The following is a 24164-nucleotide window of genomic DNA, read 5'->3' as shown; positions in this document are numbered from 1 at the left end:
AACAAACAAAATCAATGCGATTTGTCATCGGGATCGAGGGGCAGGCTCTACAGGTCACAGATCAATCCGAGGGTCAGCTAGCGACTGGCTGATTTCCACGAACGTGTTGACCAAAATGTATAGGATGCCAAAGACCATGGCGACGCCTAGCACCGCTGGCAGGTCGGCGCTGGCAAAAGCTTGAACTGCATATAGGCCTAGCCCAGGCCACCCGAATACGCGCTCGACAACAAGAAGGCCGCCGAAGAGGAGGCGGACTTGAAGGCTGAACATAGACAGCGGGGCCGAGGCGGCGTTGCGCAAACCGTGGCGCAACAACACACTTGTCTCGCTAAGGCCCTTGCCGCGGGCCGTCCGGACATATGCCTGGCTCACGACATCGTGAAGCGCACCGTTCAGGCTTCGGCCAACCGCAACGCCGATGGGCAATGCCAGTGCGAGTGCGGGGAGGAAAATGTGCTTCAGCGCATCTACGCTGACCTCGGGACGGCCGGTCAGTATTCCATCGATGAGATTGAGCCCTGTGGGGCCGGTGAACCCGCTAAAGCGGCTAAAATCAAGGCGACCTGCTCCTGGAAGCCATCCGAGCCGGAACCAGAAAAAGTAAGCCAGAAGCAAAGCCGACAGAAAGACCGGTGTCGAGCCCGCACCGATTATAGCGAGCCGTATGCCGGTCGATCCCGTAAATATAAACTGAAGTAGCGCCATGGCGCCCGAAAGCGCCGCCCCCAAGGTTAGCGATACCAGCACAAGCTCGATCGTGGCGGGCAAATATTGCCGTATATCGACAGCTACTGGCCGCCGGGTCCTCACTGAGATGCCAAGATCCCCATGAACGAGGCGCAGGAGAAAGCGCTCGTACTGGACAACGACCGGCTGGTCGATGCCGAGTTGCTCGCGTATCGCTTTGATAGTTTCGGGCGGAGCGCTCGGCCCAGCTACAGCCCGCACTGGATCGGCGGGAATAATGCTCTGAAGACAGAAAACGATGAAGCTCATAACCAGGAGGACGACGGCAGCACCGGCGATGCACTTGATCAGGTAAGTCAGCATAGTCACGCGCCTCTCAGTGCGGCACGCAGGCCGTCGCCGGCCAGATTGGTGAGCAGGCAGAGAAAGAAGATGATCGCGGCCGGCAGGATTGGCAGCCACCAGTGGACGGTGAGGCTGTCGAGCGCGCGCGCGGTCATCGCTCCGAGTTCAGGCGCCGGTGCGGGTAACCCAAGGCCAAGGAACGACATCAACGATAGGGTCATGATGACATTCGCGAGATCCAACGACGCAGCGATGAGCAAGGCGGGGGCGGCTCCCGGCAGCAAATAGCGCAGAAGCAGTCGCCGACCACGGACTCCGGCGATGCGGGCCGCCTCGACATGGGGGCGGGCTTTGAGGCGACGAATTTCATCACGGGATATGCGCGCGTACCAGGGCCACCAGAAAATGGCAATCGCGATCATCGTGTCGACCAGCCCAGGACCGAGCGAGGCAACAACAGCGAGTGCGATGAGCGTCGCTGGGAGTACTAGGAACAGGTCGGTGATGCGCTGGATAACCAAATCGACCCTATCGCCCATCAGGCCGGAGATCAGCCCGAGTAGTGAACCGACGATGAGGCTGAAACCGATCAAGATCAGCCCTGGCAGCCACGTGTATTGAACGCCGAGAACGACACGCGAGAACAGATCGCGACCGATCTCGTCGGTGCCGAACCAATGCTCAGCCGATGGCGGCAGATAGGCCGCGGCGACGCGCAGTTGTGGGTCAAACGGCGTTATCCAGGGGGCTAGCAGGGCGACTGCAGTGACAACGGGCACGCCGACAATGCCGATGCTTTCGAGCCACCCGGCACGCCGGAAGAAATCGCGCCAGTTGAACCGGGGCCTGGCAGGCCGTGTATCCAGGTCCGACATGCCGGTCATCGACCTTGTTCCGAATCGAGACCCGGCACGGCCGCGATGAGCGAGCGTGTGTAAGCGGTCTGGGGCGCGGCAAGGAGCGTATCTGGGTCGGCAACCTCCACCAATTCGCCGTCCTTCAGCACTGCAATGCGATCGGCGATAATCCTCGCGGCCGCAAGATCGTGGGTAACGAATAACATCGCCATGCCGAGCCTCCGGCGGAGGTCGCCGAGAAGGTTCAATGTCGTGGCTGCGAGCGAGACGTCCATAGCGCTGATCGGTTCGTCGCAGAGGAGAAGTTTTGGGCGGACGATAACACCCCGCGCCACAACGGCACGCTGGCACTGCCCGACGGAAAGCTCGGCCGGCAAAGCGTCCATCAGTACCGGGTCGAGCTCAACCAGCTTGAGTGCCTCTCCAACGCGCCGCCGACGGTAGTCCCTGTCCCGCGACAGTGCGCGCAGGCGCTCGCCGATTTGTTCGCCGATCGAGAGCCACGGCGTGAGCGCCGATATCGGGTCCTGAAACACCACTTGCGGAAGTAAGTTGTCGAAGCGTGAAACTTTCCCACTGTCGCAAGCCAGGAGCCCGGCGGCAATTCTCAGAAGGGTGGACTTGCCGGCACCACTCTCACCTACCAGAGCCACGCACTCCCCAACCTTGATCGAGAGGCTGATCGATTTCAGTACGGGTTTCGGTCGACGGGCGCGCCAAAACGATCGGGCGCCCGTCGGATAGCTCTTTCCAACATTCGACAGCTTCAAAACGATACCTTCCTGGGTCGTCTGGGCCGGCCATGGCTTCGAGGCTGCGCTATGTTTCGCGAGGAATGGTGTCTGTTCGGCGTGGAGGCAGGCCGCTGTTCCGCGGTGGGAGGAAACAGGCCGCAGTGCTGGCCGGATCGTCGTGCAATCTGACTGGACGAGTGGGCAACGCGTTGCATAAGCGCAGGCGCTTTCGACATTGACGGAGTGTCTGCGCTCCGGCGGAAGAGTGGGGAGCGGCCGCAACCGATCGGAGTTGAAGTCGAAGCGGGCGGCAAGGAGGCCAGCGGAATAGGGGTGTGCAGGATTGCGGATGACATCGCGGATATGGCCGATCTCGGCGACGCGCCCGGCGTAGAGAACCAGTACACGGTCCGCCAGTGATGCCGCCACGGCAAGATCGTGCGTTACGAACAGAATCGCGGTGTGCTCGCGGACGTGGTCTCGCAACAGATCGAGGATTTGCTTTTGGGTGGTGACGTCAAGCGCGGTGTTCGGCTCGTCGGCTATCAGCAATTTAGGTTTTGCCATCACCGCCATGGCAATCAAAACGCGTTGACGCTGCCCCCCCGAGAGACGATGCGGAAGAGCGTCCGCGATGCGGTCCGGATCAGGCAAGCCGGTTCGGCTGAGCCAGTCGACGATTGATGCGTTTGACCCGCCATTGGACTCCCCCATCTGGCGGCGGATGGTCATGGTGGGGTTGAGCGCGCCCATCGGATCTTGCGAAATGGCACGAACGAGATGACGGCGGGCGTGCCGCAGTGTATGCGCTCCAGCTCCGACTAACTCGGTGCCTGTCAGCAGGATCGAGCCTGTAACATGCGGTTGGCTCTCACGTGGCAGAAGCCCCTGAATCGTCAACCCTATGCTTGATTTGCCTGAGCCACTTTCTCCGACCAGCGCAACGATCTCACCGGGAAACAAGTCAAAGCTGATGCCATCGAGGACACGGGAGCGACGACCTTCGCGGCTGAGCATGACCGAAAGGTCTTTGACGGCAAGAACCGGTTTGTTTGCCGCCGGTTCGAACGTTCGGTGCGGGAGCCTAGTCATCGACTGCGACCTGATTCACCGGAAACAGCGACTTATCCAGTTTTACTGTCCCCGTCGAACGGTGGCGAAATCTATGTTGCCCGGCGGGTACACAGGACGTAGTCCAAGGTCCTCCAAACCGTGGACGTGGACTACCACATCATCGACGTCAACCAGCGGAATGACGTAGCCAGCGTCGAAATACAATTGGGCCGCCTGCTCGTAAAGCGCGTCACGTTCTTTGATTTCCGTCATCTGCCCAGCCCGATCGACAATGGCATCGGCCTCCGGCAGCACACGGCCGAAAAAATTGAGGGGTGCGTCCTTGGTGAAGAACACCTTCGCCTGGTTTTCTGGGTGTGCGGCATCAGGACCTGAGATGGTGAGCAGCAAGTCGGGAGGACTCGGATCGTCCTTCAGTGTATAGGCGGCGCCGGACGGCAGCACATAGGCGCTTGCCTTCGCCCCGATCAGAGCCAGTTGCGCGATCATCAGATCAGCAATGCGGCCGTAGCTCGGCGCTGCACTGTGGAGACCGATAACAAGATTGACCTCGCCATGGTTGGCGATCGCAGACTTGGCCGCGTTAAAGTCGGTAGGGAACTCCACTGGATGCGAAGCGTCGAGCATAACCTTTGAGTACAGCGATTTCGAAGGAGACGCGAATTGTCCAAAGGCATCCTTAACCCACAAGGCCGGGTTGATTGCCGTCATCACGGCCTTACGAACTTCCAAGTCATCTAGTTGCGAACCCGGCCTAACGAAGAGGTCGAACTGATTCATGCTGGGAGCGGCGGTTATCTCGAAACCTGCTGGGAGGTTCGTGAGCTGCGCGAACGGATAGTTGATCGGCACGGCATCGATCAGACCGGCCTGAAGTTGAAGAATTTGCTGGCTGATATCGGGCACCACCGAAATTTGGATAGCCCGAAAGAAGGGCTTATCACCCCAATAGTTGTCGTTGCGCTCGAGCACGTAACGCTGCCCGCGATTGAACTCCGTGAGCTTGAACGGCCCGGTGCCCACGGCATGCTCGTTGAGCCAGGTTTTTGCGAAATCGCCATTGTCATGCTGGGCGAGTGCGGTCGGGCTGATGACTTTGGGTCCCCACGGACTGGAGAGTCCGTCCAGCAAGGAGGGTTGAGGATGGCCGAGAGTGAGCACCACCGTGAGATCGTCCCGCGCCCTCACGTCAGTCACGTTGCTCAGTGAATAACTCAGGCTCATTCCACGGTTGCGGCGGCGCTGGAAGGAACTCACGACAGCCGCGGCATTGAAAGGCGTGCCGTCGTGGAACTTGACGCCGTCGACCAGATGGAACGTGTAGGTGAGCCCGTCTTTCGAAATCTCCCAACTTCTGGCCAGCAGACCGACGATCTTCGTGGATCCTGGCTGATATTCGACCAAGCCTTCGTAGACGTTGTCGATAGCGCTCATCGCCCCGATCTCAAACCCATTGTCTGGGTCGAAAGTTCCAATATCGGTGACATAAGGGACACGAAGTACCTCCTGGGCGCAGACCGGCGCCATCGAACCCAGCAAACCGAGAACGAGTCCCAGCACGCATACGACGACGCTGCGTTTGAAAGATCGTTTGGCCAGGTACGCGTAAATCTGCATGAAGGATTTCCCGTTGGCCTGGTACTTCACTAGGATTGTAGGAAGGCCATCCGCAGTCGATTCTTGGCCAACGAGGCATTTCACGCTCTTGTTTAACCCAGCGTCCACCGTTGCCAACAAGATCTTCTTGCAGCGCATGGCATCGATGCGGACACTCAGAGATTGTCGCCACGATACGTCAGTCCGCTGATCGCGGTCTATGAACATCAAGCAGAGGTTACCCTATCCCCAGGGTATAGATCGCGGCTCGCCAGACAGGTATGTGGACCTTTGCAGGCGCGGATTCTTTTCAGAACGTGTTTGGTGAGCTTCCGGACGGTCAGGGAAGGATCGTGCCGAGCTTGGAAAGCGGCTCGAGAAGAGCCTGCATGTGAGCTCGCCACGCCTCGATCTCCAAGAGACATCGCGCCTTGGCCAGACGATCGCCCCCCCCCGACCGCGGCTAGGCGATTCACACATCTCGCAGGCTCCAGCCGTGGGCGATGGATTGGAAGTGCTGAAGACCGTGACGGAAGGTGATTGGGCCTGGTGGCTTGGACTTGGGGTAGCCATCCCAGCCTCCGAGTTTGGCGATGATCCAGGCGGCCCCGGCGAGGGACTTGGTCGGATGAGGGTTTTTCTGGAGAGCGGTCTTGCCTTCCAACTCGGGCAAGGCCAACACCTCCTCCATCAATGTGGAGAACCTGTTCCCTGATTTCGCAAAGTGGAACGCAGGCCTTTTACAAGATAACTGGAAGGCTACGGACGTGATTTCCGAGGTTCAGGACTACGGTACCGTCAACTGGAAGGGTCGCAATCTGGACGGCATCGTCGTCAAGGCGACGGTGAAGATGGCGAGCGGGGAACGTGGTCAGTACAAGGACGAGTGCTTTCTGTTCGGCGCAGTGCTCGACAAGGAGTTCCAGATGGTTCGCGACCCGTATGAGTCCAAATGCAGTGACAGCCAGACTCCCGCCCAGTGGGCTCTAGGACACGAGCTCAACAGCCTCTGGGTTGCCAATTGACGGGCGGCAACGAGGCAATAAAAGCGAGTTCAGAAAACTTCAACTCCCATTCAGGCCGTCGAGGATTGGCTCCCCTCGAAAGCGCGCTGAAGTAGCTCCCGAGGCCAGGCACCCCAGAAAATCCTCACAGCGCTTCTTCCCCAACCTGTCTCTCATCCCGATCGGAAAACACCGGCATGATGTCGCCCGCCAGCAGCTTCTCTTTACTCAGCAGTCCGGCGTCCTCGAGCGCCTCGAAATCCGGTAGCTGGCGCAGCGTGTCGAGCCCGAACTGCGACAGAAAGTTCTTGGTCGTCACATAGGTGTAAGGCGCACCCGGCTGCGGCGAGCGCGGGCCCGAGGCGATCAGCTCCTGCGCGCGCAACACGCCGATCAGGTCGCGCGACACCTCCTTGCCGAAAAAGCTCGACAGCTCGCCACGCGTGATCGGCTGGAAATAGGCAATGCACATCAAGACCAGCGCTTCGGACTGCGAAAGTTCTTTTGCCCCCTCGCCCGCCGCCGTGCCGAAGGCGGAGCGGATGGCGTCGCCAAAAATCTTCTTGGTCCGGTGCTGCCAGCCGCCGGCGACGGACACGAGCTCATAGGGGCGGCCGGCGAGCTCGGCGCGGATATCGTCGATGATCAGTTCGAGATTGCAATCCTTCCCCACCACCCGCGCGAGGACACTCCGTGTCACCGGGTCGCTGGCGGAAAAAATCACCGCTTCGACGCGGCCCATCCATTCGCGCCAGCGCAGTTCCGGCGGCAGGTGGTCCAGTTCCGTGTCCAGCAGCACAGGCTGTTCATTCGGCTTGCGACGGGCGGACGCTTCGCTCATCGCTAGAGCCCAAACAGGCGGAAGCTGGTGCGACCCGACAGCTCGCACACGGCATCGAGTTGCTGCAGCCGGTCGAAGAGGCGTCGCGCCGCAAAACGCGACAGGTTTTTCGTCGCCAACGATCCGGCGACGGCATCTTCATTGAGCAGCAAAAAAATCACGTCGCCGGCGCCTTTCGCGCGCAGTTTCGGCGCCACCGCCAGCAGTTTTTCGGCGCGGCGCGACAACTCGGCGGCCAGCCGGCAGGCCTCCGCCGCGGCTTGAACCAGCGCAACGCAGACCGCCCGCTCAAAATTCTTTTCGCCCGGTTTTCTTCTCCTGCCGCCGCCTTCGGCGCGAAACGCCGCGCCAAAAACCTGCGTCATCAACAGCGGCAGCGGTCGCGGCCACCGAAAACTTTGCGCCAGCACCAGGTCGGCCAGCCACCAGGCAAAAAGCTCGGAGTCGGGCCGCATGGCGACGACGCGGGCGGCGATCGCCGCGGCGGCGAACGGCGCCGGCCGCCGGGATTCGGCCAGCTTTTCGATCTCCGTGCAGAGGTCGGTGAGCGCCGCGCCGTCCCAGTGAAGGCCAAGCTGGTCGACGATCTTTTCGAGCCTGTCGGCGCTGACGACGGGCGGCTGCGCGGCCAACTGCCGCCAGGCGCCAAGGATGGCGCCGGCGGGGCCGGGATCGGCGCCGGCCGGGCGCAAGTGCCAGGTGTCACGGAGCGCGGCTTCGTCCTCGGCACGGCCGGCGAGCCGCATGCTGGCGGCGGCGCATTTGAGCGCCAGCCGGTGGCGCCATGCGCCGGCCCAGGCGTGTTGCGCCCAGGCGAGGCTGTCGAGCGCACCCAAGGCGGCGCCGGCCTGGAAAGCGGCGTCCGCGTCATTGGGCGCGTCGGCGCTTGCGAGCGCCCAGGCCGGAACGGCGGGCGGCGCAGCGAGGCTGGCGGTGGCGGGGTCGAGGCGAATCATGCTTGCGAGGGTAAAGCGGCGGTGCGCTTTGCGCCATCAATTTCCGCCGAAAACGCACAGCCTGTCGGATGCACAAAACGAACGATAATGTTGCCTTATCATTCGTTTTGCTCTTTATAGGAGAAATGGCCTCCCACGTCGACCAAAACCCCGAAAACCGTACTCGGCGCGGCGCCGCTCGACCACAGGAAACGGCGCCCCCTGTCGATCGGGAACGTGTCAACCAGAACGTGGCCGCAGGCTCGGCCGAGCCCGACGCCACGTTCGCCGACGACATGCCCGACATCATCGACGTCGTCCTGGAGATGGGCCGCGCGCCACAAGAGCCGGCGGCGGAAGAAGCCGATGCCCTCCGCTATGGCTCCCAGCCCTTCGGGCGTTCGCCATCTTTACCTTCCGATACGCCTGAAGGCGAACCGGACGCTCACCGTTCGGAGTTCGGAAAGCGTTCGCAGGCTCACCGTTGGCTTTCCGCCGGCGATGCCGACCACGCCTCACCCCCTCCCCTTCCGGTCGTCTCGACCGAGCGCCTGCCGGCGCATCTCGACGCACTGGCCGATCGCGCGCGCGATTACGTCGAGGCGGCAAGCTCCGCCAACACGCGCCGCGCCTACGCTGCCGACTGGAAGCATTTTTGCGCCTGGGCCCGCCGGCAGCATCTCGACGTGTTGCCGCCCGATCCGCAGCTGGTCGGCCTCTACATCACGGCTCAAGCCTCGGGAAAGGCAACCGGGGACAAGAAGCCGAACTCGGTGTCGACGATCGAGCGCCGCCTCTCCTCGCTGACCTGGAATTATGCGCAACGCGGCCAGCCGCTCGACAGGAAGGACCGCCACATCGCTACCGTCATGGCCGGCATCCGCAACACCCACGCTTCCCCTCCCCGGCAGAAGGAAGCAATCCTGCCTGAAGACCTGATTGCCATGCTGGAAACGCTCGACCGCGGCACCCTGCGCGGCTTGCGCGACCGCGCCATGTTGCTCCTCGGCTTTGCCGGCGGCCTGCGCCGCTCCGAAATCGTCGGCCTCGATGTTTCGCGCGACCAGACCGAAGACGGCCGCGGCTGGGCCGAATTCTTCCCCGACAAGGGCGTTCTGGTCACCTTGCGCGGCAAGACTGGCTGGCGCGAGGTCGAAGTTGGGCGCGGCTCGTCCGATGCGAGCTGCCCGGTCGTGGCGCTGGCAACCTGGCTCAAGCTTGCACGCATCGGACACGGGCCGCTCTTCCGAAGAGTGACAGGGCATGGCAAAAAAATCGGAGCCGATCGGCTCAACGATCAGGAGGTCGCCCGCCTGGTCAAACGCACCGCGCTCGCCGCCGGCGTGCGTGGCGATCTGCCGGAAGGCCAGCGAGAGATGAGGTTTTCAGGCCATTCGCTCCGCGCCGGTCTTGCGTCCTCGGCCGAAGTCGACGAGCGCTATGTCCAAAAGCAGCTTGGCCATGCCTCGTCCGAAATGACCCGCAAATATCAGCGCAGACGCGATCGCTTCCGTGTCAATCTCACCAAGGCAAGCGGACTGTAGGGACAATTGGCCCCCTCCCCTGCCCGACCACAAGTCCGTCCGTCCGGACGGTTAGCTCAGCGGTTCGGGGTTATCAGTTTCAATGATGGAAAATAGGTGCGATAGCGGCCGATGTCGCGGGTCAGCAGCGGCAGCCCGTTGACGGCGGCATGGGCGCCAATGAAGAAGTCGGGTAGCACGCCGGTGCGCGATCCGCCCGGCTTGCGATATTGCGTGAATACCTTTCCAGCAAGAAACAGGGCAGCGCGCGGCATCGGAGCGAGGTCGAGACCCGCCTCATCGACAAACGCGTCGAGATCCTCAATGCGCTCATATCGAACGGCAAGCTCGGCATAGACTGCGTCGTTGATCAGTAGAGGCCCATCGAGGCTCGCCGCCTCAAGCTGACCGATCGACCAATCCGCCCACTTCGGATCATCGGTGACAAGGTCGAGCAGAACGTTGGTGTCGACCAGCGTCACGCTTCGCCACGCGTCAATGCCATGATCGCATTGGTGTCGAGCCCCTTGCCGGCATGACCCCGCAATTTTGCGAAGCGGCTCGCGGGCTGCTTTTTGTCAGAGCGCGCCAGCACGACACTACCATCGGCCGCACGGTGGAAATCAACTTTGCTGCCGGGAATAATACCGAGAAAATCGCGGACGGGCTTCGGGATGGTCACCTGGCCCTTGGCTGTGACTGTCGTAGCCATGTTTGCACCTTTGTAATACCGGATCTACAGAAGGTATTACCCCAGACGTCAAATTTCAATCCCAAGCTAATCGAAATCACCAAAGAGCGCAGCGGCCTATACGCACGGCACTCGCCGCCGGCGCCGGTGGCGACCTGACGAAAGGCGTATGACGCGCGAAGACCAGGGCCGGCGCGATCGGTTCCGCGTCAATTTCATCAAGGCGAACGGATTGTAGAAGAAGGCTCCTCCCCCTTACTCAGTCAGGCCGGCACCAAATTGGCATGCGCGCCGAAAGTCCAACAGCTGTTCGCCACCGAGCCCTACCGCTAGGACAACTGGTCTTTCGGCAATCGTCCACTCGGGTCGAACACCGTCACCTTATGCGGCGATGACGGACCCCAGTCCCAAAGCACGAGGTTGCGATCGTCTGTTTCGGCGCCTGGTGCAAAGCTCGGCACCAGAATGCCGGCAATACCCTGGGATCGCAGCCGGTCGTAGACGGACCAAGACGCCGGGCGCTCTCCGTCGCTGAGCGCCGTCGCCCAGGCGCAGGCCATGTCCACGAGCGCGATAGAAAATTCTCCCTTCGCCTCGTCCGTCGTCAGATCCGTGATGTCATCGCAGTCGATCTCATAGGAACACAGCACGCAAGGATCGATCCGGTGCGCGAACCCCTGGTTGGCTTCCTTGACCGCTGTCATGATGGTCAGCGCCAAATAGAGCGCCGGCACGCCTTTGGGATTAAATCGCGCACCTCTGATCGCCGCCCCTTCGCCGGAAGTCGGCTTGAATGCCCAACGTGGATCGTGTGCGCGGTAGCAGGTTCCAACGAACCTCAAGCGAAACCACCAACGGCCATGTGATCGAGATAATCACGGACCGCAGCGGCCTTGCCTTCCTTCACCAGCGCTTCAGCTGTGCGTCCGCCAAATGCTGGAAGCGGCTGAGCTCGATACCAGGCCATCGCCTGCTCCTTGCCGCCCGCCCAATCCGTCACACGACTGATGATCTCAAGCATTTCCCGCAGACGCCCCTGTGTCTTAACCGCAGCGCTGCGCTCTGAGCGATAAAGGGTCTCGCGAGCAAGACCGGCGGTCTGGGCCAACTGGCCCTTGGACATGCCAAAACCGTCCGCGACCTGCTCGATCGCAATCTTCCCGTTCCGGTCCATATAGGACAAGATGAGAGGTCCATTCTGCTCGGGGATCTTGAGTGCATGGGCCACAGAATTCATCCTACCATATCAGGAGTCATGTTTCTTGTGCAAAAGAATATGGCAGTTCTCGGTACCTTTCAAGCCCGGGACCGAGCCATTCAAGCTGCTGCCACGCCCTGGCACGCACGCGGATCAAGCTGACCGTGCGCGCGCTTATGTCGAAGCAGCGAGTTCGGCAAACACCCGTCACGCCTATGCCGCCAACTGGAAGCATTTTTTGAGCCCGATGCCCGCGTCAGCCGTTTGATCCGCAGCCGCCAGACCCACAGATCGTCGGCCTCTACATCACGGCCCAGGCCTCGGCATCGGCAAGCGACACAAGTCGGCGTCGACCATCGAGTGCTGCCTGTGTCGCTGACCTGGCACAATACGCAACGCGGTCGGGCGTTCGACCGAGGCTTCGATACGCCGCCGCAGTTGAAGGCCTTTCTCGGCCTTGTCCCGGGGGAACGGTCAAACGGGCCACGGCTCGCCGGTCGAGCCGTGCGCTCGCCGGCAATCGACGCGCCCGCCGCGCCCTGGTCGACGCGGCATGGACTTGCCGCTACCCCGCCAGGGTCAGCGAGGCCCTGAGGGCCCGGGTCGAGGGGTTGGCCAAGGCTGTCCGCGACTTTGCCTGGAAGGGGCAGGTCTGGCTTTGCGCCCGCTATTGCCGCCTCAGCGCCGCCGGCAAGAAGCCGCCGGTGGTCGTGGCTGCGATCGCACGCGAGATGGCCGCCTTCTTGTGGGATCGGCCGGGAGGTCGCGCCGTCATAGCCGGTCTCGACCCAACCCGCTGCACAGTGCTGGGGGTGGGGCCACGGTGGGGAACTCCGTCGCAAGTTATGTGGCCGAACCGATGCGCTTGACGTGCGCCTTCTAGACCGAGGACAGCCCCGAGACGAAGACACGGAAGGCCGGTGCCCAACCCGCGGATGAGAGCCTGATCAAACGTCGTCTCTGAGCTCCACCCCCCCCCCTAGCCCTGTGCGGCTTCGGCCGATCCGATTGCTGCGCTAACCTGCCAAGCAGGTGAGCCTTCTTGTCTTCAACTTGACGCGGAACATGAGAATCTAACTAAGGATTGTAGGGTCCGGTTCGTCCCCAGCCGCGGGTGACTGTGGAAGCGCCAACCCACCCGAGGGCCACATGCCCAACCATAAAGTTGATGGTGTCTAGGTGGCGCCGTGCAAGCCTCCAACTGGAAGACTGTTCCCAGCTGGGAACTCAAAGTACGGGCGGACGAGTTGTGCGAGAAGTTTGGTTCTCGAGACGTCATCAGGATCCTTCACTTGGACTACACCCAGAGGGAAGTTGCCTGGCGACTGCAGCAGCCTCTTGCTTGCCTCATCGTCGACGCACCGGAGGAGGGTGCGCGTGGACAGGGCGCCCACGTGCCAAACGGTGTCGATTGCTGGCAAATCGCATGTGACGGCTGGGGCGACAAATCCTAGCCACTGAATTGCCATTCGCGGGAACCTCTCGGCCCGGGAAAGAATGCCTCGTGGCGGGAAGGGGGCTGTGGGGCGCCTAACTGAGCCTGGCGGGTCGCGAAGGGACATCGGAAGAGCGTGGCATGGCCGCCACCATAACATAACCGATCGTTGCCCACGCGAATAACTGCGCGAGCTCCGCGCCTGGCGTCACAACGGGGAATTCCGCCGACGCGCCAATGTGGGGGTCTCTCCAGGCGCCGAAAGCTGCCTGCACTGTTGTAGGTCGCTCGCCGCCGAACGCGGGAAGCTAGAGGCCAACAGAGAAACCGGCGTCGAGTGCAACTTTGAGGTACAGGAAGCCAGCGATCACGAAAAGTTCCCAGCTGGGAACTGCCTGTGCGTCCATTTGCCCGAATACTCCGAATCGGGCATAAGCCCAGTAACGGAAAAACCGCGTAATTCGAAAAGTTGGCGTAGTTGGCGTGGCGTTAACGGCTTGTTAACCACAGTCGCTATCATTGTGGCTGGGTGCAAGAGGAGAATCTGGGTGACCCGGCATCTAAGTAGCCTTCAATTCATGAATACCTTTTCGACGAAACTCGAGAAGGCACTCAACAATCTTTCGCTGGCTCAGTATCCTCCTGACGCGGTTCGTACGATGCGCAAATTCACTTCGACCGAAGTGGCGGCATTGCTGGGGGTGACCGAAGCTTACATACGACAGGTTTCCTTAAAAGGGCAGGGACCCGAGCCAGAAACAACAACCACCGGAAAGCGCCTATATTCCGTGGGGCAGGTGCTTGAGCTTCGGATGCATCTGGCGGAAAAGGCGCGAAAAAAGTGGATCAATCCTCGTCGCGTTGATGGCGAAGACTGCCAGATCATCGCGATCACCAACTTCAAAGGCGGATCGTCCAAGACAGCGACCACTATTCACTTGGGTCACTGGCTGGCACTTCGTGGGTATCGCGTTCTCGCAGTCGACATGGATCCTCAGGCCTCGTTAACCAGTCTGCAAGGAGCATTACCCGGATTTGACTACCGAGAAGGTGACACGCTTTACTCGGCGATCCGGTTTGATGATCCGGTGCCAACAGAAAAAATTGTGCATCAGACACATGTCATCGGATTCGACGTCATCTGCGCCGGTCTTGAGCTGACAGAATTCGAAACCGCCGTTACCCTTGAGATGCGCAAGAGCGGTGGAACGAGTTTCCTTCTTCGAGTGTCACAGGCGCTAGAACAGATCGTTGATCGCTACGACATCGTGCTTCTCGACTGCGCGCCGTCACTCAATTTCCTGACGCTTTCCTCGCTCACGGCCGCCACCGGGGTCCTCATCCCAGTTCCGGCTCACATGCTCGATGTCGATTCCACAGGCAAGTTTTTGGAGCTGGCCGCGTCTTATATGCAAATCCTGGATGAGGCTGGTGCAGGTGCGCGTTGGGATTTCGCCAAGTTCCTCATCACCAAATTTGAGGCGAACGACCACCCGCAAGCCAACATGCAGGCCCTAATGCGTCAAGTTTTTGGCGAGGATCTACTTCTGAATTCAGTCTCCAAATCAACTGCGGTTGCCGACGCTCTCACTTGGAAGCAGAGCCTCTACGAAGTGCAACGATCGAGGTTCTCCGCACCTAAAACCTATGATCGTGCAATCGAATCGATCAATGCCGCGAACGCGGAAATAGAAAGCCTCATCACAACGGCATGGAGGCGTGAACAGTGAGCCGCAAAGATTCTAAGGGCATGTTTGCTGCTGTTTTGGGGCAACTTGGGGAGGATTCGGAGGAGGGCCTCAGCCGTCGCACGTCATCCCCACACCTGATGAAGGTAGCGGCTGGTGTTCGCCAAATGCAAGAGCGTAGCGATATCGCCGACAAGTTATTGAAGTCAGGCGAACAAATCATTGAACTCGATCCCGACAAAATACGGCCGTCATCTATCACCGATCGGTATGATGACGCTTACGAGATTTCCGCCATTGCTGAAATCACAGAATCCATGCGGGAGCGCGGTCAAATTGTGCCTGGATTGGTTCGGCCAGTACAAGGCAAGGATGGCGAGTTTCAAATCGTCTATGGTCGCAGAAGGCTAGCGGCAGCTAAGCAGCTTGGGATCGGGTTCAAAGCGGCCGTCCGCGATCTGACTGATGAACAAGCAGTCATTTTCCAAGGGGAAGAAAACACAGCTCGAGAGGATCTTTCATACATCGAAAAATGCGCTTTTGCGCTTGCGCAACAGGAAGCAGGATACAAACGGGATACCATCTGCGCTTCGTTGTCGACCGGAAAATCGCACGTCTCCGAGATGATCAAAATCGCCTCCTCGGTCGACAAGGAGATACTGCAATCGATTGGTAAAGCCCCCGGGATTGGTCGAGGACGATGGCAGGAATTCTCGAACCGCTATTCCGTCGACGGCTCACTCGCGAAAGCCTTCGATCTTACTCACAAAAACAAATTCCGCGAGGCAACGTCCGATGACAGATTCATCATGCTGCTTGAGACGCTGCCGTCGGATACCAATCCGATTAAAGGACCTGCGGCTCCGACGAAGCCATCAAAGCCCATGATTGCTATGAAATCCTGGGCTGCTCCAGATAAAACGGTCAGCGTCAGCCTCAAAGACAACGGAAAAACTACCATGATTGCCGTGGGAGAGGCCGAAGGATCGCGTTTCGCAGCGTTTATCGCCGGACAACTGGACGACCTGTTTGAGGCCTTTCGGAAGTCCACCACGAAACAGGGAGTCTGAAACCGCAAAAGAAAAAGGCCCCCGAACGGCAAGCCGTGGAAGCCTCTCTCTGAACTAAGCACTCCGAGAATCGCATCTCCACGAATCACTGTCAAGAGTCATTGGCGTCGTTTTGGCGAGCAGATTTCTTTTGCCTAATCGAGGGTGAAAGAAAATGGAGACGGGTATTGCAACGACGCCCTTTGGGCGGCGGCCGATGTCGCTTGCCATGCTGGCAGCGCAAAACGATTCACGTGAAATTCCCAAGGGCAGGGTCGTCGACAAGTGGCAGATCTACCGCAACCTCTGCGAAGGCAAGAGCATCGTCGGCATCGGCGATCGTGCTCTGGCCGTCCTGAATGCGTTGTTATCGTTCTATCCTGACAGTGAGTTGAGTGAGGAAAACGACCTCATCGTCTTTCCCTCGAACGCTCAGCTGTCGCTCAGAGCGCACGGAATGCCTGATGCCACGCTCAGGCGCCACCTGGCGGCTCTTGTGGACTGCGGGCTGATCATCCGTCGGGATAGCCCGAACGGCAAGCGTTACGCCCGCAAGGGCAGAGGAGGGGAGATCGAGGAAGCATTTGGCTTCTCCCTGGCACCGCTGCTGGCCCGGGCTTACGAGTTCGAGGCAGCAGCCGAGCGTGTTCGCGCCGACAACAGGGCGCTCAGGCTTATGCGGGAGCGGATCACCTTGCACCGCCGCGACATCCACAAGCTGATAGAGGCGGCTCTTGACGAAGACGTCCCTGGCGACTGGGGAGGCCTGTGGAAGCGCTTCCGCGGCGTTGTGGGCGCAATTCCGCGCCGAGCCTGCATTGCCGAGCTCGAGCCGATTGTCGCGGATCTTGCGGAATTACACGAGGAAGTCACTAAGCTGCTGGACAATCATATGAAATCCACGAATTCAGGCGGCAATGACTCTCAAAACGAACGGCAGCAATCTAATTCAAATACCGACTCTATTTTTGAATTTGAACCTGCTTTAGACAAAAGCGAGGCGCCGGCCGAGCCAAGGACGAGAACCGCAGAGCCCCTGAAAGCCTTTCCGCTTGGGCTTGTGCTGAAAGCCTGCCCGGAAATTGTGGACTATGCCGTCGACGGGATCAGCAACTGGCGCGATCTCATGATCACCGCCGCCCAGGTGCGGGGGTACCTTGGTGTCTCGCCATCTGCATATGAGGAGGCCTGCCATGCGATGGGCCAGGAACCCGCTGCGGTCGTGATTGCCTGTATCCTGCAACGTGCTCAGCACATCAATTCCGCCGGCGGCTATCTGCGCGTGCTGACTGACAAGGCCAGGGCGGGGGCGTTTTCGGTCGGGCCGATGCTGATGGCGGCACTGAAGGCGAATGGCGTAACGGCGAGGATGGCAGGATGACGATCGCCAATCCCATAGACGGTGTGAGGCGATGCGCAATTGCCTTCATTACGTCGACAACGATCGACAGTGGCGTGTGCGCAAGCCGGCCGATGGGGCCGGCTTAGTTCCGTCGGGGAAGACCAAAATGGGAACGCAGTGGGAACGAGTCAAGCTGACACGTCACTCGGGCAGACCAGGATCGAAGTGCACAATCGCGTCGAGGATTGTGCGGTAAATGCTGTCCACCTCCTCATCGATTTCGCTCCGCTTGATGCCGAGGGCCTTGGCGCCGGCGATGAGCTTGTGGGTCAGTTCGTCAACTGAGATGACATCCGCGTGGGTTCGTCTCAGGGACGTTATTCGCTAGCATCAAAAAAGTTGATGCCCCATGTGCTCAATCCGGCATCAGACGCCGGGAGGTACTAGGTTCCGCTTAAGTCCGGCCCAGTCAGTTGGAGGCGCCCCGCCTAAAAATCTCAAGCTTCTCGCTGTAAGAGAGCCGTACCTTCTCACCGCATCGTTCGCATGTGAATATCGCGACGGACTTGACCCAGGAGCCCTTCCTAACCAGCTTGGCTCTGCAGCTTGGACATTGCAGGGTCAGATCCTTGTCGAGCAGGCGATTAAATAAACTCATTCCATCCCTCTCCCAAGATGAAATGGTCATGCAAGATGGGTGCCAGAACGGGCGTCCTGAAACGACATATACGCTGGCGAGATCGGCTCCATCGATTGACGGCGTGGCCGCGGTCCTATGTTGTGACCTCGCGGCGGACCTGGGAGGGTCGGTTTGGCCGGTGCGGAGGCGCGGCATATCGCGTCCCAATCCGCGGCCGGCGCTCTGCTTGGCGAAAGGCAGCCTTTCTCGGTATCAAACCGACATTTGAATCCTTCTGAGCACCGCATTAGATTCGACTCGTTAAAATTGTAGCTATTGGGAGGTAGCTATGATCGAAAGCCGTACAGACGTCGCGCGTGCGATGATAGACGCCAGCTTCGTCTCGCAGCGCCGCTCTTTAAGTGACATCGCCTCAATTCGTCGCGATCTAGACCGATCCCGCCGTGCAATCGCAGCATCACGCGACCTTCTAAAGCGGTTACGCCAGCGCAAGGCGGACGAGGCGCCCAGGGAGGCTGAGAAGCACCGAGTGTCCGCGTTCCATGCAGACATTGTCCGGTCTGTATTTCGAAATTTGGTCTCGGAAACTGACGTGCCCGAGTGTGAATGGCGCAACCTGGCTAGGAGCCTCATCTTCGAGCTCACCGGGTGCGAGTGCGTTGACGCAGTCTTGCTGCATTGGGTCATTAGAAAGTAACGGACGGAACAATCGCCAAACGCTCACTGCACGGTGCCACTCAGGGCCACGTTTGGTCCACTTCAGAAGTTCTGCGGCGGCAGCCTCAGCATTGCTGACGTTGAACCGCATGCCTGGCTCGGTGGTCCTTATCGTGATCGGGGGGTGAACCAATGGAGGGAGATGGCGGCTTCCTTTTGGACGCAAGTTCTTTGGCGGCCTCGGCCTTGTCAAGGTCATCCAACAGGGTCGGCAATGGGTCAGGTAGGGTTGGCTCTACGGGCAGACCCAGGACCCCCGGGAGCTGTTTCCGAAAGACCCTCGACCTGATGAGCAGCAGCCATGCTCGATGCTTTCCTGAAACCATTAGGCCTAACTTGGGTTGGCCCTGAGAGTTCCACCCTTTCCTCGTGAAGATCGAACACCAGGAACACGTCATCCATGGTTGCTATACTGATCATCAACTCGATCAGCTCACAGTCCGTCTTGGTTAGCTGAGGACACTCCCTACGAACAGCTTCGAGGGTTGCCTTAACGGAGACCACACTGCCCACGGGGGCGTCCTTCAACACTGCACTGATGACGTCCTGAGCGGTGTGTGACGGCAGACGGGATGTCTGAGCACCCATGGTCGTCTTCCTCCCCCAAGCGTCGATTCGTGCGCCACTTCTTGAAAAAATCAAGAGCCGGAATCGTACCAAAGCAGAGGAATGTTTGGTAGAAAATTCTGAGCGGGTGATCGGATAACTGGCACGCGCCCCGACCCCCCGTACCCTCATCATCCCGCGCCCGCGTGGGACCGTGGTGCGCGAAAAAGACCGCGCGCGAATGCCTGTCATGTCACCGCCTACAACAAGTTCTGGATCGCAGGCTCCGATCGGATCCTCCCGAGATCCCGTTATCCCCGGCTCGGCCGCCGGCATAGCCGGTCTGACGCGCAAGGTCTCGGTAAGGGCCTGGCGATCGCTGCAGAGATGGTGCATCGTAAGGTCCCTTGTTCGCGTTGCGGCGCTGGTAGGGAAAACCACAGCGACTCGCCCGAGCACCGTTACCTGTTTACGGGCCCCAGGATCTCGATCCTCATCCGACAGCTTTCCGGGCAGGCGAGCGGCACTTTCCGCCGTTTCTGGAATCGGACTTGCGCTCTGAAAGCTTCGCAAGCAGAGCCGCCGATCCCATCGCATTGAGAACCCGTGTCCTTGGGACACCTCCCTTGCGGGCCATCTCGACCCCCCAATGCATGTGGTCGAGTTCGCGGATTGAATGAGCGTCCGGATTAATGCTGAAGATGCAGCCGTAGTCGAGTGCCTTCTGATGCCACCGCCAGTCGAGATCGAGCCGCCACGGATGCGCATTGATTTCGACAGCGACGCCATATTTCGCGCACGCTCTGATGACCTTGTCGACGTCGACATCGTAGCCGGGACGACGCAACAACTGGCGGCCGGTCATGTGGCCGATGATTGTCGTGAGGGGATTGGCGATTGCCTCAATGATACGGTCCGTCTGCTCTTTCTTGGGCAAGTTGAAGCGGCTGTGCACGCTCGCGACAACGAAATCGAACTGCTTCAAGACGTGGTCCGGATAATCAAGCGATCCATCGACCAGGATGTCTGCCTCGATGCCCTTCAGGATACGGAATTCTCCACCATACTTCTTGTTTAGCCGATCGGCTTCGCGGTGCTGTTCAGCAATCTCTCGCAGCGTGAGCCCGCCCGCGTAGTGGGCCGATTGCGAATGGTCGGCGACGCCATAGTACTCGAACCCACGCTTGCGGGTCGCTTCAGCCATTGCCTCGAGCGTCTCGGTGCCATCGGATGCGGTCGTGTGAGAATGCAGGATGCCACGCAGATCTTCGTCCCGGACAAGAGGAGGTAACTGCTGCCTCGCTGCCCGCTCAATCTCGTCCCTGCCTTCGCGCAGTTCGGGTTCGATGAACTGTAGGTCCAACGCTTCGTAGATTTCCTTCTCTGTCGCTGCCGCGATCAGCTTTCTCCCGTGGTAGAGCCCGTTGGGTTTGAGGGCGAACCCTCTCTCGGTCGCATACATCTTCAACTGCTCAAGATGGGCCGCCGATCCGGTTGCTTCGAGTAGGCTGGCGCCAAAGTGCTTCTTATCCGTGACGACAAGCTGGAGGCTGGACCGCTCGATTTCGGTCGGCTTCTTCCCCAGCGCTACCAGCGCGAGGTCGGCAACAAGTTCGCAACCGCGCCGGAAATCACCGGCAATTTCCACGCGCGAAAACTCTGGATGCTCTTGCTTCACGGAAATGACGGCATGCTCAAGGAGAGCCGCGGCCTTGTGCAGGTGAAGCTGTGTTTCGCCGCTTCGAGCGATAGCCAGGTTTTGCAGGATTTTTGTCTGAAGCGAAGCACCGAGGCGTTTGACTGGCCGGATGCGATCTGCCTTTGCGGCGGCTTCGAGCTCAGCCAACGAGTTCACGCCGAGCGCCTGATGAAGCTTCAGTATCTTGTCGGGCCGAAGCCCTGGTATGGCAAAAAGCTCCATCACCCCCGCCGGGACCTCCTCGCGCAGTTCCTCAAGGCGTGGGTGCGTTCCCGTTTCATAGAGCTTGCGCACAATGTCCGCGATCGCGTCGCCGATCCCCGGGATTCGGGTGAGGGCGCCGGCGGCGATGATCCGGTCGAGCGGCTGCGACAACGCAGCCAGACTATCGGCGGCGCGCAGATATGCTTTTGTGCGATAGGCGTTGTCACCGCGCAGCGCCGTGCGATGTCCGTATTCCCTTAGGAGGCTGGCGACTGTCCGGGCGTCGGTTTTTGCCATGGTTGAGGCAAACGGGGCCGATCTTCGCAGGTTCCATCAGGCCAAGGCAGCGAACCCCTTGACCCAGCCTTGCTGCCTTTCGCGGAGCGGGGCTTCAGACTTGGCAATGATTGGTCGGCTCGACCCCATCCCACCAGAAATTTGCTGGTTGCGCGTTTCTTCAATTCAGGAGCATCGCCGACGTGGAAATGCGATGGCGCATCAAGCGTCTCCATCTCCGCCCAAGTGATCGGCGCCGCGACCGGAGCGCCGCGCGACCATCTCATGGCGTCCAACGCGGGAGACCGCCGCATCATCGACCTCGCCCAAAGAGGTAGTCGTGCGTGGTTAACGGCTAGCTCCGCCGCCGAAAGCCATTCGAAAATCCAAGGCCAATGGTGAATAGGCCTACGATCCGCTGCTGCCAGACCCGTACGCGAGGCCGCTTCATTATCCACGCGCCAAGTGTGCCGGACGCCAAGGCGTAAGTTCCTAAGACCAAAACGCCCGTCATCTTCTGGGTCGCCCCTAGGAGCAAAAGCTGCAACGTCACTGAGTCCCCATGCGGATCGACAACTGAGGCAGGAACGCGACCATGAAGCCGATCGGCCAGGGGTTTACCAGATTGGCAATCATGCCCTCCCGCGCAGCGGCGAGCGGTGTCACATCTCCCACCTGCCAGGCCGTCGTAGCGGATGAGGTGAACGCTAGCCGTAGTCCGAGCCAAACGAGATAGGCGGCTCCCGCCCATTGCAGCATTTTGAATGCGAGGTGGGATGCGCTCACGAGCGAGGAAATCCCCAACACGATTAGCGGCAGTTGCACCATCCCCGCGCCAACTGTCATGCCAAGAACGGTGAACAGCGCGGTCGCGCGCCCCTGTCCAATGCCTCGCGCCATCACCAAGATACTATCTGGCCCCGGTGGCATCTGCATTAGGATGACCGTTCCAACAAATGCTATCCAGAGGGCGGAATCGATGAGCTTTTCCTCTTACAATGACTGGAGTCGCTTAATCGAAACTATGGCAGCCGGGTAGTTGCTCAACGGAGACCTCGTTCACTCATTGGAAACTTGCCGTCTCAAGGGCTCAGCCATTCTTTCACCGTTCCGGTGTCAACCGTGGGTAATGTTCCCAGCGAGGTCAGCGCGATCTTTTAATGAGACGATTCTCAGAGGCGCGCCGCTTGAACCGCCGAAGGAGGCACCTGCGCCGGCGTTAACGCCGTTCAATCCGCCTGCGGAAGCGCCCAGCCCCGACCAGCCCTTGGTGGATTGGGGTCCGCTTTCGGGGTTTCCACCGAGATGGAAATGGTCGATCTCAACCGTGCCGTCGAGCATGTTTTCCCGCGCCACCATCAGCCGCAGTGCGTGACCCATCCGCCAGGCCGTCGGCTGGCTCACTCCAAGGATCTCGGCGAGCCGGACAGAGGACAAACCCTTATCCGATTGCGGTTTATTGCGGATTTCGCGACGAGACGAACGCCCGCAGTTTGCCAGGACTGAACTTTTCCCGGGATGAACTCGCGCAGGGCGCGCGTTTCGCGCACGACCACGGCAGCAAGGTTCTGATCGCTATCAATACCTTCGCGCCTGTCGATGCAGTCGATATTTGGAAGAAGGCAGCAGACACGGCGGCCGAAAGCGGTGCGGACGCTATCATAGCCGCAGATTTCGCCGTCCTTGACCATGTGGCGACGACCCACAAGCAGACCCGCCTTCATCTGTCGGTGCAGGCCGCGGCGGCGACACCCGAAGCGATCGGATTCTATGCGGCTCATTTCGGCATCCGCCGCGTCGTCCTTCCCAGGGTGCTTTCGGTTCAGGAGATAGCCGCTCTGAACCGCGCGATCGACGTGGAAACCGAAGCGTTCGTTTTCGGCGGGCTTTGCGTGATGATCGAGGGTCGCTGCTATCTATCTTCGTCAAGGCCGCAGGGGTGACTGCGCTGAAAATCGAGAGTCGCCAGCGCGGCAAGGGTACGTGAGCCAGGTCGTAGCCTTCAGGAAAGCCGTCGATGCGGTCGAAAAGATTTGCCCCTGTCGACATCGATCAGCTTCTAGCAGGCCAGTCAGAAGGAGCTCGGCAGACAGCGGGCGCCTATGAAAAGAAATGGAGATAGCCGATGTCCGAAATCGCGTGGACGCTCGGGCCGGTCTTCTTTCATTGGCCGACTGTCGGAATCGGACATGCCCTTGAAGGCTGACAGATCTTGGCGATAAATCACATTGCTCTGGGTTCAGGGAGGTATTCTTGATGAGCAACGCTTTTCATTCCATCACGGTTGAAAGAGCTACCGAGGCCTATGTGCTTTCCAGAGGCAAAGCTCGGTTCCTCTCCATCGCACAGGCAATTCGCGCCATCCGAACACTCATGCCGACCTGTAAGGCCTCTGACCGCCAATTAGAGGAGATGTTGGCGGCGGCATCCATCGTTCACGGTGTGGCTGTGGCTTTCGATAAAACGACGGCCGACAGCGTAGCACCCCAGCTCCATTCCTAGGGCCGGATGCCCACGACCGACCAGAAGCCTGCTTTTTCGGACCTTCGCCAAGCGATCATCCGCCACTTGATCGACAACGTCAGCAGGCCGAGCATCTCGATATCCGAGGTCATTGAGGCAACGCGGCGAGCTTTTCCGCATTGCGAACTGACGGACTGGGAACTCGGCGACTTCGTTGCGCGAAGTGCGATTGAGGCGGGATTTGCAATTGATTTTTGACGCGGGCATGCCTTGATCGCGAGCTCGGCCGCGCGAGCCGCCGAACGCATCTGCCAAGAATGTCGGGCCAACACCGATCCATTTTTGCTTTGCGTCGAATCTCTGAACGAGTTTAGTTTTTCACGCATCCATCGAGGGAGGGCACATGCCAGTTTACCAACGAGCTAAAGAAGCTGGGGTGTTCGATTCCTCCGAAGTCGCTCTGCTGGGCCGCGTTTTCGAGAAGTTGAAAACCGAGGGCCAATCGCCAGAGCGGGGTGAAGCGCTCGCATCCCGCGTTATAGCAAACTATCAGGCCGGGATTAGAGACGAGGAAGAACTTGCGGCGGTCTCCAAACTGCCGCTGGGGCGGTGAAGTC

Annotated in this window: 20 protein-coding genes and 4 pseudogenes; 9 read left to right on the top strand and 15 right to left on the bottom strand. The window is 59.8% G+C overall.

All coding sequences use genetic code 11. The features are described 5' to 3' along the window. Window positions 1–54: 54 nt before the first annotated feature. Genes FJW08_RS28935 through FJW08_RS28920 form a run of 4 tightly spaced genes read right to left on the bottom strand, consistent with a single transcriptional unit; the run spans window position 55 to window position 5317 of the window. Entirely contained in the window at window positions 55–1053 is a 999-nt protein-coding gene (locus FJW08_RS28935; protein WP_140813291.1) for an ABC transporter permease, read from the bottom strand. A gap of 2 nt (window positions 1054–1055) precedes the next feature. Then, on the bottom strand, window positions 1056–1919 hold the full coding sequence (locus FJW08_RS28930; RefSeq protein ID WP_140813290.1) for an ABC transporter permease: 864 nt from the start codon (window positions 1917–1919) through the stop codon (window positions 1056–1058). Continuing rightward, window positions 1916–3718 carry an ABC transporter ATP-binding protein gene (locus FJW08_RS28925; RefSeq protein ID WP_140813289.1) on the bottom strand — a complete coding sequence of 601 codons (1803 nt, stop codon included), beginning with the start codon at window positions 3716–3718 and terminating at the stop codon, window positions 1916–1918. Before FJW08_RS28925 ends, FJW08_RS28930 begins: the two co-directional genes overlap by 4 nt. Before the next feature lie 42 nt (window positions 3719–3760). Next, entirely contained in the window at window positions 3761–5317 is a 1557-nt protein-coding gene (locus tag FJW08_RS28920) for an ABC transporter substrate-binding protein (protein WP_140813288.1), read from the bottom strand. A 632-nt stretch (window positions 5318–5949) separates the two neighbouring features. Here FJW08_RS28920 and FJW08_RS28915 point away from each other — a divergent pair. Continuing rightward, entirely contained in the window at window positions 5950–6321 is a 372-nt protein-coding gene (locus FJW08_RS28915; RefSeq protein WP_140813287.1) for a hypothetical protein, read from the top strand. A gap of 124 nt (window positions 6322–6445) precedes the next feature. Here the strand turns inward: FJW08_RS28915 and FJW08_RS28910 are convergent, their stop codons facing one another. Both FJW08_RS28910 and FJW08_RS28905 read right to left on the bottom strand, forming a co-directional pair. Next, window positions 6446–7141, bottom strand: a complete 696-nt coding sequence (locus FJW08_RS28910; protein ID WP_140813286.1) for an SMC-Scp complex subunit ScpB — start codon at window positions 7139–7141, stop codon at window positions 6446–6448. A gap of 2 nt (window positions 7142–7143) precedes the next feature. Beyond that, window positions 7144–8097, bottom strand: a complete 954-nt coding sequence (locus tag FJW08_RS28905) for a DUF1403 family protein (RefSeq protein WP_140813285.1) — start codon at window positions 8095–8097, stop codon at window positions 7144–7146. 125 nt (window positions 8098–8222) lie between these two features. On the opposite strand from FJW08_RS28905, the gene FJW08_RS28900 reads away from it, so the two are divergent. Next, complete coding sequence (locus FJW08_RS28900) at window positions 8223–9620, top strand: site-specific integrase (protein ID WP_140813284.1); 1398 nt, start codon at window positions 8223–8225, stop codon at window positions 9618–9620. A 56-nt stretch (window positions 9621–9676) separates the two neighbouring features. Here FJW08_RS28900 and FJW08_RS28895 read toward each other — a convergent pair whose 3' ends face one another. The 4 genes from FJW08_RS28895 to FJW08_RS28880 form a co-directional block, all read right to left on the bottom strand. Beyond that, complete coding sequence (locus tag FJW08_RS28895; RefSeq protein ID WP_140813283.1) at window positions 9677–10081, bottom strand: type II toxin-antitoxin system VapC family toxin; 405 nt, start codon at window positions 10079–10081, stop codon at window positions 9677–9679. After that, entirely contained in the window at window positions 10078–10311 is a 234-nt protein-coding gene (locus FJW08_RS28890) for an AbrB/MazE/SpoVT family DNA-binding domain-containing protein (protein ID WP_140762504.1), read from the bottom strand. Before FJW08_RS28890 ends, FJW08_RS28895 begins: the two co-directional genes overlap by 4 nt. 308 nt (window positions 10312–10619) lie before the next feature. Continuing rightward, on the bottom strand, window positions 10620–11132 hold the full coding sequence (locus tag FJW08_RS28885) for an RES family NAD+ phosphorylase (protein WP_140813282.1): 513 nt from the start codon (window positions 11130–11132) through the stop codon (window positions 10620–10622). Next, a complete protein-coding gene (locus tag FJW08_RS28880) occupies window positions 11129–11464 on the bottom strand; it encodes an MbcA/ParS/Xre antitoxin family protein (RefSeq protein WP_181173754.1) in 336 nt (111 codons plus the stop codon). Before FJW08_RS28880 ends, FJW08_RS28885 begins: the two co-directional genes overlap by 4 nt. A gap of 148 nt (window positions 11465–11612) precedes the next feature. Between FJW08_RS28880 and FJW08_RS33150 the strand changes: the two are divergent. From FJW08_RS33150 to repC, 4 genes and pseudogenes are all read left to right on the top strand, one after another. Then, window positions 11613–11905, top strand: a pseudogene (locus tag FJW08_RS33150) (integrase); the annotation flags it as partial. A gap of 1566 nt (window positions 11906–13471) precedes the next feature. Then, window positions 13472–14653: a plasmid partitioning protein RepA gene (repA, locus tag FJW08_RS28865; RefSeq protein ID WP_140762510.1), complete on the top strand. Its 1182-nt coding sequence runs from the start codon at window positions 13472–13474 to the stop codon at window positions 14651–14653. Continuing rightward, window positions 14650–15681 carry a plasmid partitioning protein RepB gene (gene repB, locus FJW08_RS28860; protein WP_140762512.1) on the top strand — a complete coding sequence of 344 codons (1032 nt, stop codon included), beginning with the start codon at window positions 14650–14652 and terminating at the stop codon, window positions 15679–15681. The genes repA and repB overlap by 4 nt, the downstream gene beginning before the upstream one ends. Before the next feature lie 154 nt (window positions 15682–15835). Beyond that, a complete protein-coding gene (repC, locus tag FJW08_RS28855; RefSeq protein WP_140813281.1) occupies window positions 15836–17041 on the top strand; it encodes a plasmid replication protein RepC in 1206 nt (401 codons plus the stop codon). 162 nt (window positions 17042–17203) lie between these two features. On the opposite strand, the pseudogene FJW08_RS28850 reads toward repC, so the two are convergent. The 4 genes and pseudogenes from FJW08_RS28850 to FJW08_RS28830 form a co-directional block, all read right to left on the bottom strand. Further along, window positions 17204–17421: pseudogene (locus FJW08_RS28850) on the bottom strand (hypothetical protein). A 1977-nt stretch (window positions 17422–19398) separates the two neighbouring features. Then, window positions 19399–21105: a DNA polymerase/3'-5' exonuclease PolX gene (locus tag FJW08_RS28840; RefSeq protein ID WP_140813279.1), complete on the bottom strand. Its 1707-nt coding sequence runs from the start codon at window positions 21103–21105 to the stop codon at window positions 19399–19401. Between the two features lie 528 nt (window positions 21106–21633). Then, window positions 21634–21984, bottom strand: a complete 351-nt coding sequence (locus tag FJW08_RS33140; protein WP_246682646.1) for a LysE family transporter — start codon at window positions 21982–21984, stop codon at window positions 21634–21636. A gap of 396 nt (window positions 21985–22380) precedes the next feature. Beyond that, window positions 22381–22536: pseudogene (locus FJW08_RS28830) on the bottom strand (IS1595 family transposase); the annotation flags it as partial. On the opposite strand from FJW08_RS28830, the pseudogene FJW08_RS28825 reads away from it, so the two are divergent. The 3 genes and pseudogenes from FJW08_RS28825 (at window position 22533) to FJW08_RS28815 (ending at window position 23805) form a co-directional block, all read left to right on the top strand. Continuing rightward, window positions 22533–23206 (top strand): annotated as a pseudogene (locus FJW08_RS28825) (peptidase U32 family protein). The pseudogenes FJW08_RS28830 and FJW08_RS28825 sit on opposite strands and share 4 nt — an antisense overlap. A 134-nt stretch (window positions 23207–23340) precedes the next feature. Then, window positions 23341–23586 (top strand): hypothetical protein, encoded by a 246-nt coding sequence (locus tag FJW08_RS28820; RefSeq protein ID WP_140813278.1) that lies wholly within the window; start codon window positions 23341–23343, stop codon window positions 23584–23586. A gap of 6 nt (window positions 23587–23592) precedes the next feature. Further along, window positions 23593–23805 (top strand): hypothetical protein, encoded by a 213-nt coding sequence (locus FJW08_RS28815; RefSeq protein ID WP_140813277.1) that lies wholly within the window; start codon window positions 23593–23595, stop codon window positions 23803–23805. Window positions 23806–23917: 112 nt separating this feature from the next. On the opposite strand, the gene FJW08_RS33410 is transcribed toward FJW08_RS28815, so the two are convergent. Then, window positions 23918–24164 (bottom strand): hypothetical protein (locus FJW08_RS33410; protein WP_210241225.1); only part of this gene is annotated, 247 nt, incomplete at its 5' end.

Source organism: Mesorhizobium sp. B3-2-1 (assembly GCF_006439515.1).
GTDB lineage: Bacteria > Pseudomonadota > Alphaproteobacteria > Rhizobiales > Rhizobiaceae > Mesorhizobium.
This window is presented reverse-complemented; position numbering and strand designations above follow the sequence as displayed.

Excerpts from the sequence above, each read along its gene's own strand:
- FJW08_RS28935 (WP_140813291.1), bottom strand. The coding sequence starts at position 1,053 with ATGCTGACTTACCTGATCAAGTGCATCGCCGGTGCTGCCGTCGTCCTC.
- FJW08_RS28930 (WP_140813290.1), bottom strand. The coding sequence starts at position 1,919 with ATGACCGGCATGTCGGACCTGGATACACGGCCTGCCAGGCCCCGGTTC.
- FJW08_RS28925 (WP_140813289.1), bottom strand. The coding sequence starts at position 3,718 with ATGACTAGGCTCCCGCACCGAACGTTCGAACCGGCGGCAAACAAACCG.
- FJW08_RS28920 (WP_140813288.1), bottom strand. The coding sequence starts at position 5,317 with ATGCAGATTTACGCGTACCTGGCCAAACGATCTTTCAAACGCAGCGTC.
- FJW08_RS28910 (WP_140813286.1), bottom strand. The coding sequence starts at position 7,141 with ATGAGCGAAGCGTCCGCCCGTCGCAAGCCGAATGAACAGCCTGTGCTG.
- FJW08_RS28905 (WP_140813285.1), bottom strand. The coding sequence starts at position 8,097 with ATGATTCGCCTCGACCCCGCCACCGCCAGCCTCGCTGCGCCGCCCGCC.
- FJW08_RS28900 (WP_140813284.1), top strand. The coding sequence starts at position 8,223 with ATGGCCTCCCACGTCGACCAAAACCCCGAAAACCGTACTCGGCGCGGC.
- FJW08_RS28890 (WP_140762504.1), bottom strand. The coding sequence starts at position 10,311 with ATGGCTACGACAGTCACAGCCAAGGGCCAGGTGACCATCCCGAAGCCC.
- FJW08_RS28880 (WP_181173754.1), bottom strand. The coding sequence starts at position 11,464 with ATGGACCGGAACGGGAAGATTGCGATCGAGCAGGTCGCGGACGGTTTT.
- repC (WP_140813281.1), top strand. The coding sequence starts at position 15,836 with ATGGAGACGGGTATTGCAACGACGCCCTTTGGGCGGCGGCCGATGTCG.
- FJW08_RS28840 (WP_140813279.1), bottom strand. The coding sequence starts at position 21,105 with ATGGCAAAAACCGACGCCCGGACAGTCGCCAGCCTCCTAAGGGAATAC.
- FJW08_RS33140 (WP_246682646.1), bottom strand. The coding sequence starts at position 21,984 with ATGGCGCGAGGCATTGGACAGGGGCGCGCGACCGCGCTGTTCACCGTT.
- FJW08_RS28820 (WP_140813278.1), top strand. The coding sequence starts at position 23,341 with ATGAGCAACGCTTTTCATTCCATCACGGTTGAAAGAGCTACCGAGGCC.
- FJW08_RS28815 (WP_140813277.1), top strand. The coding sequence starts at position 23,593 with ATGCCCACGACCGACCAGAAGCCTGCTTTTTCGGACCTTCGCCAAGCG.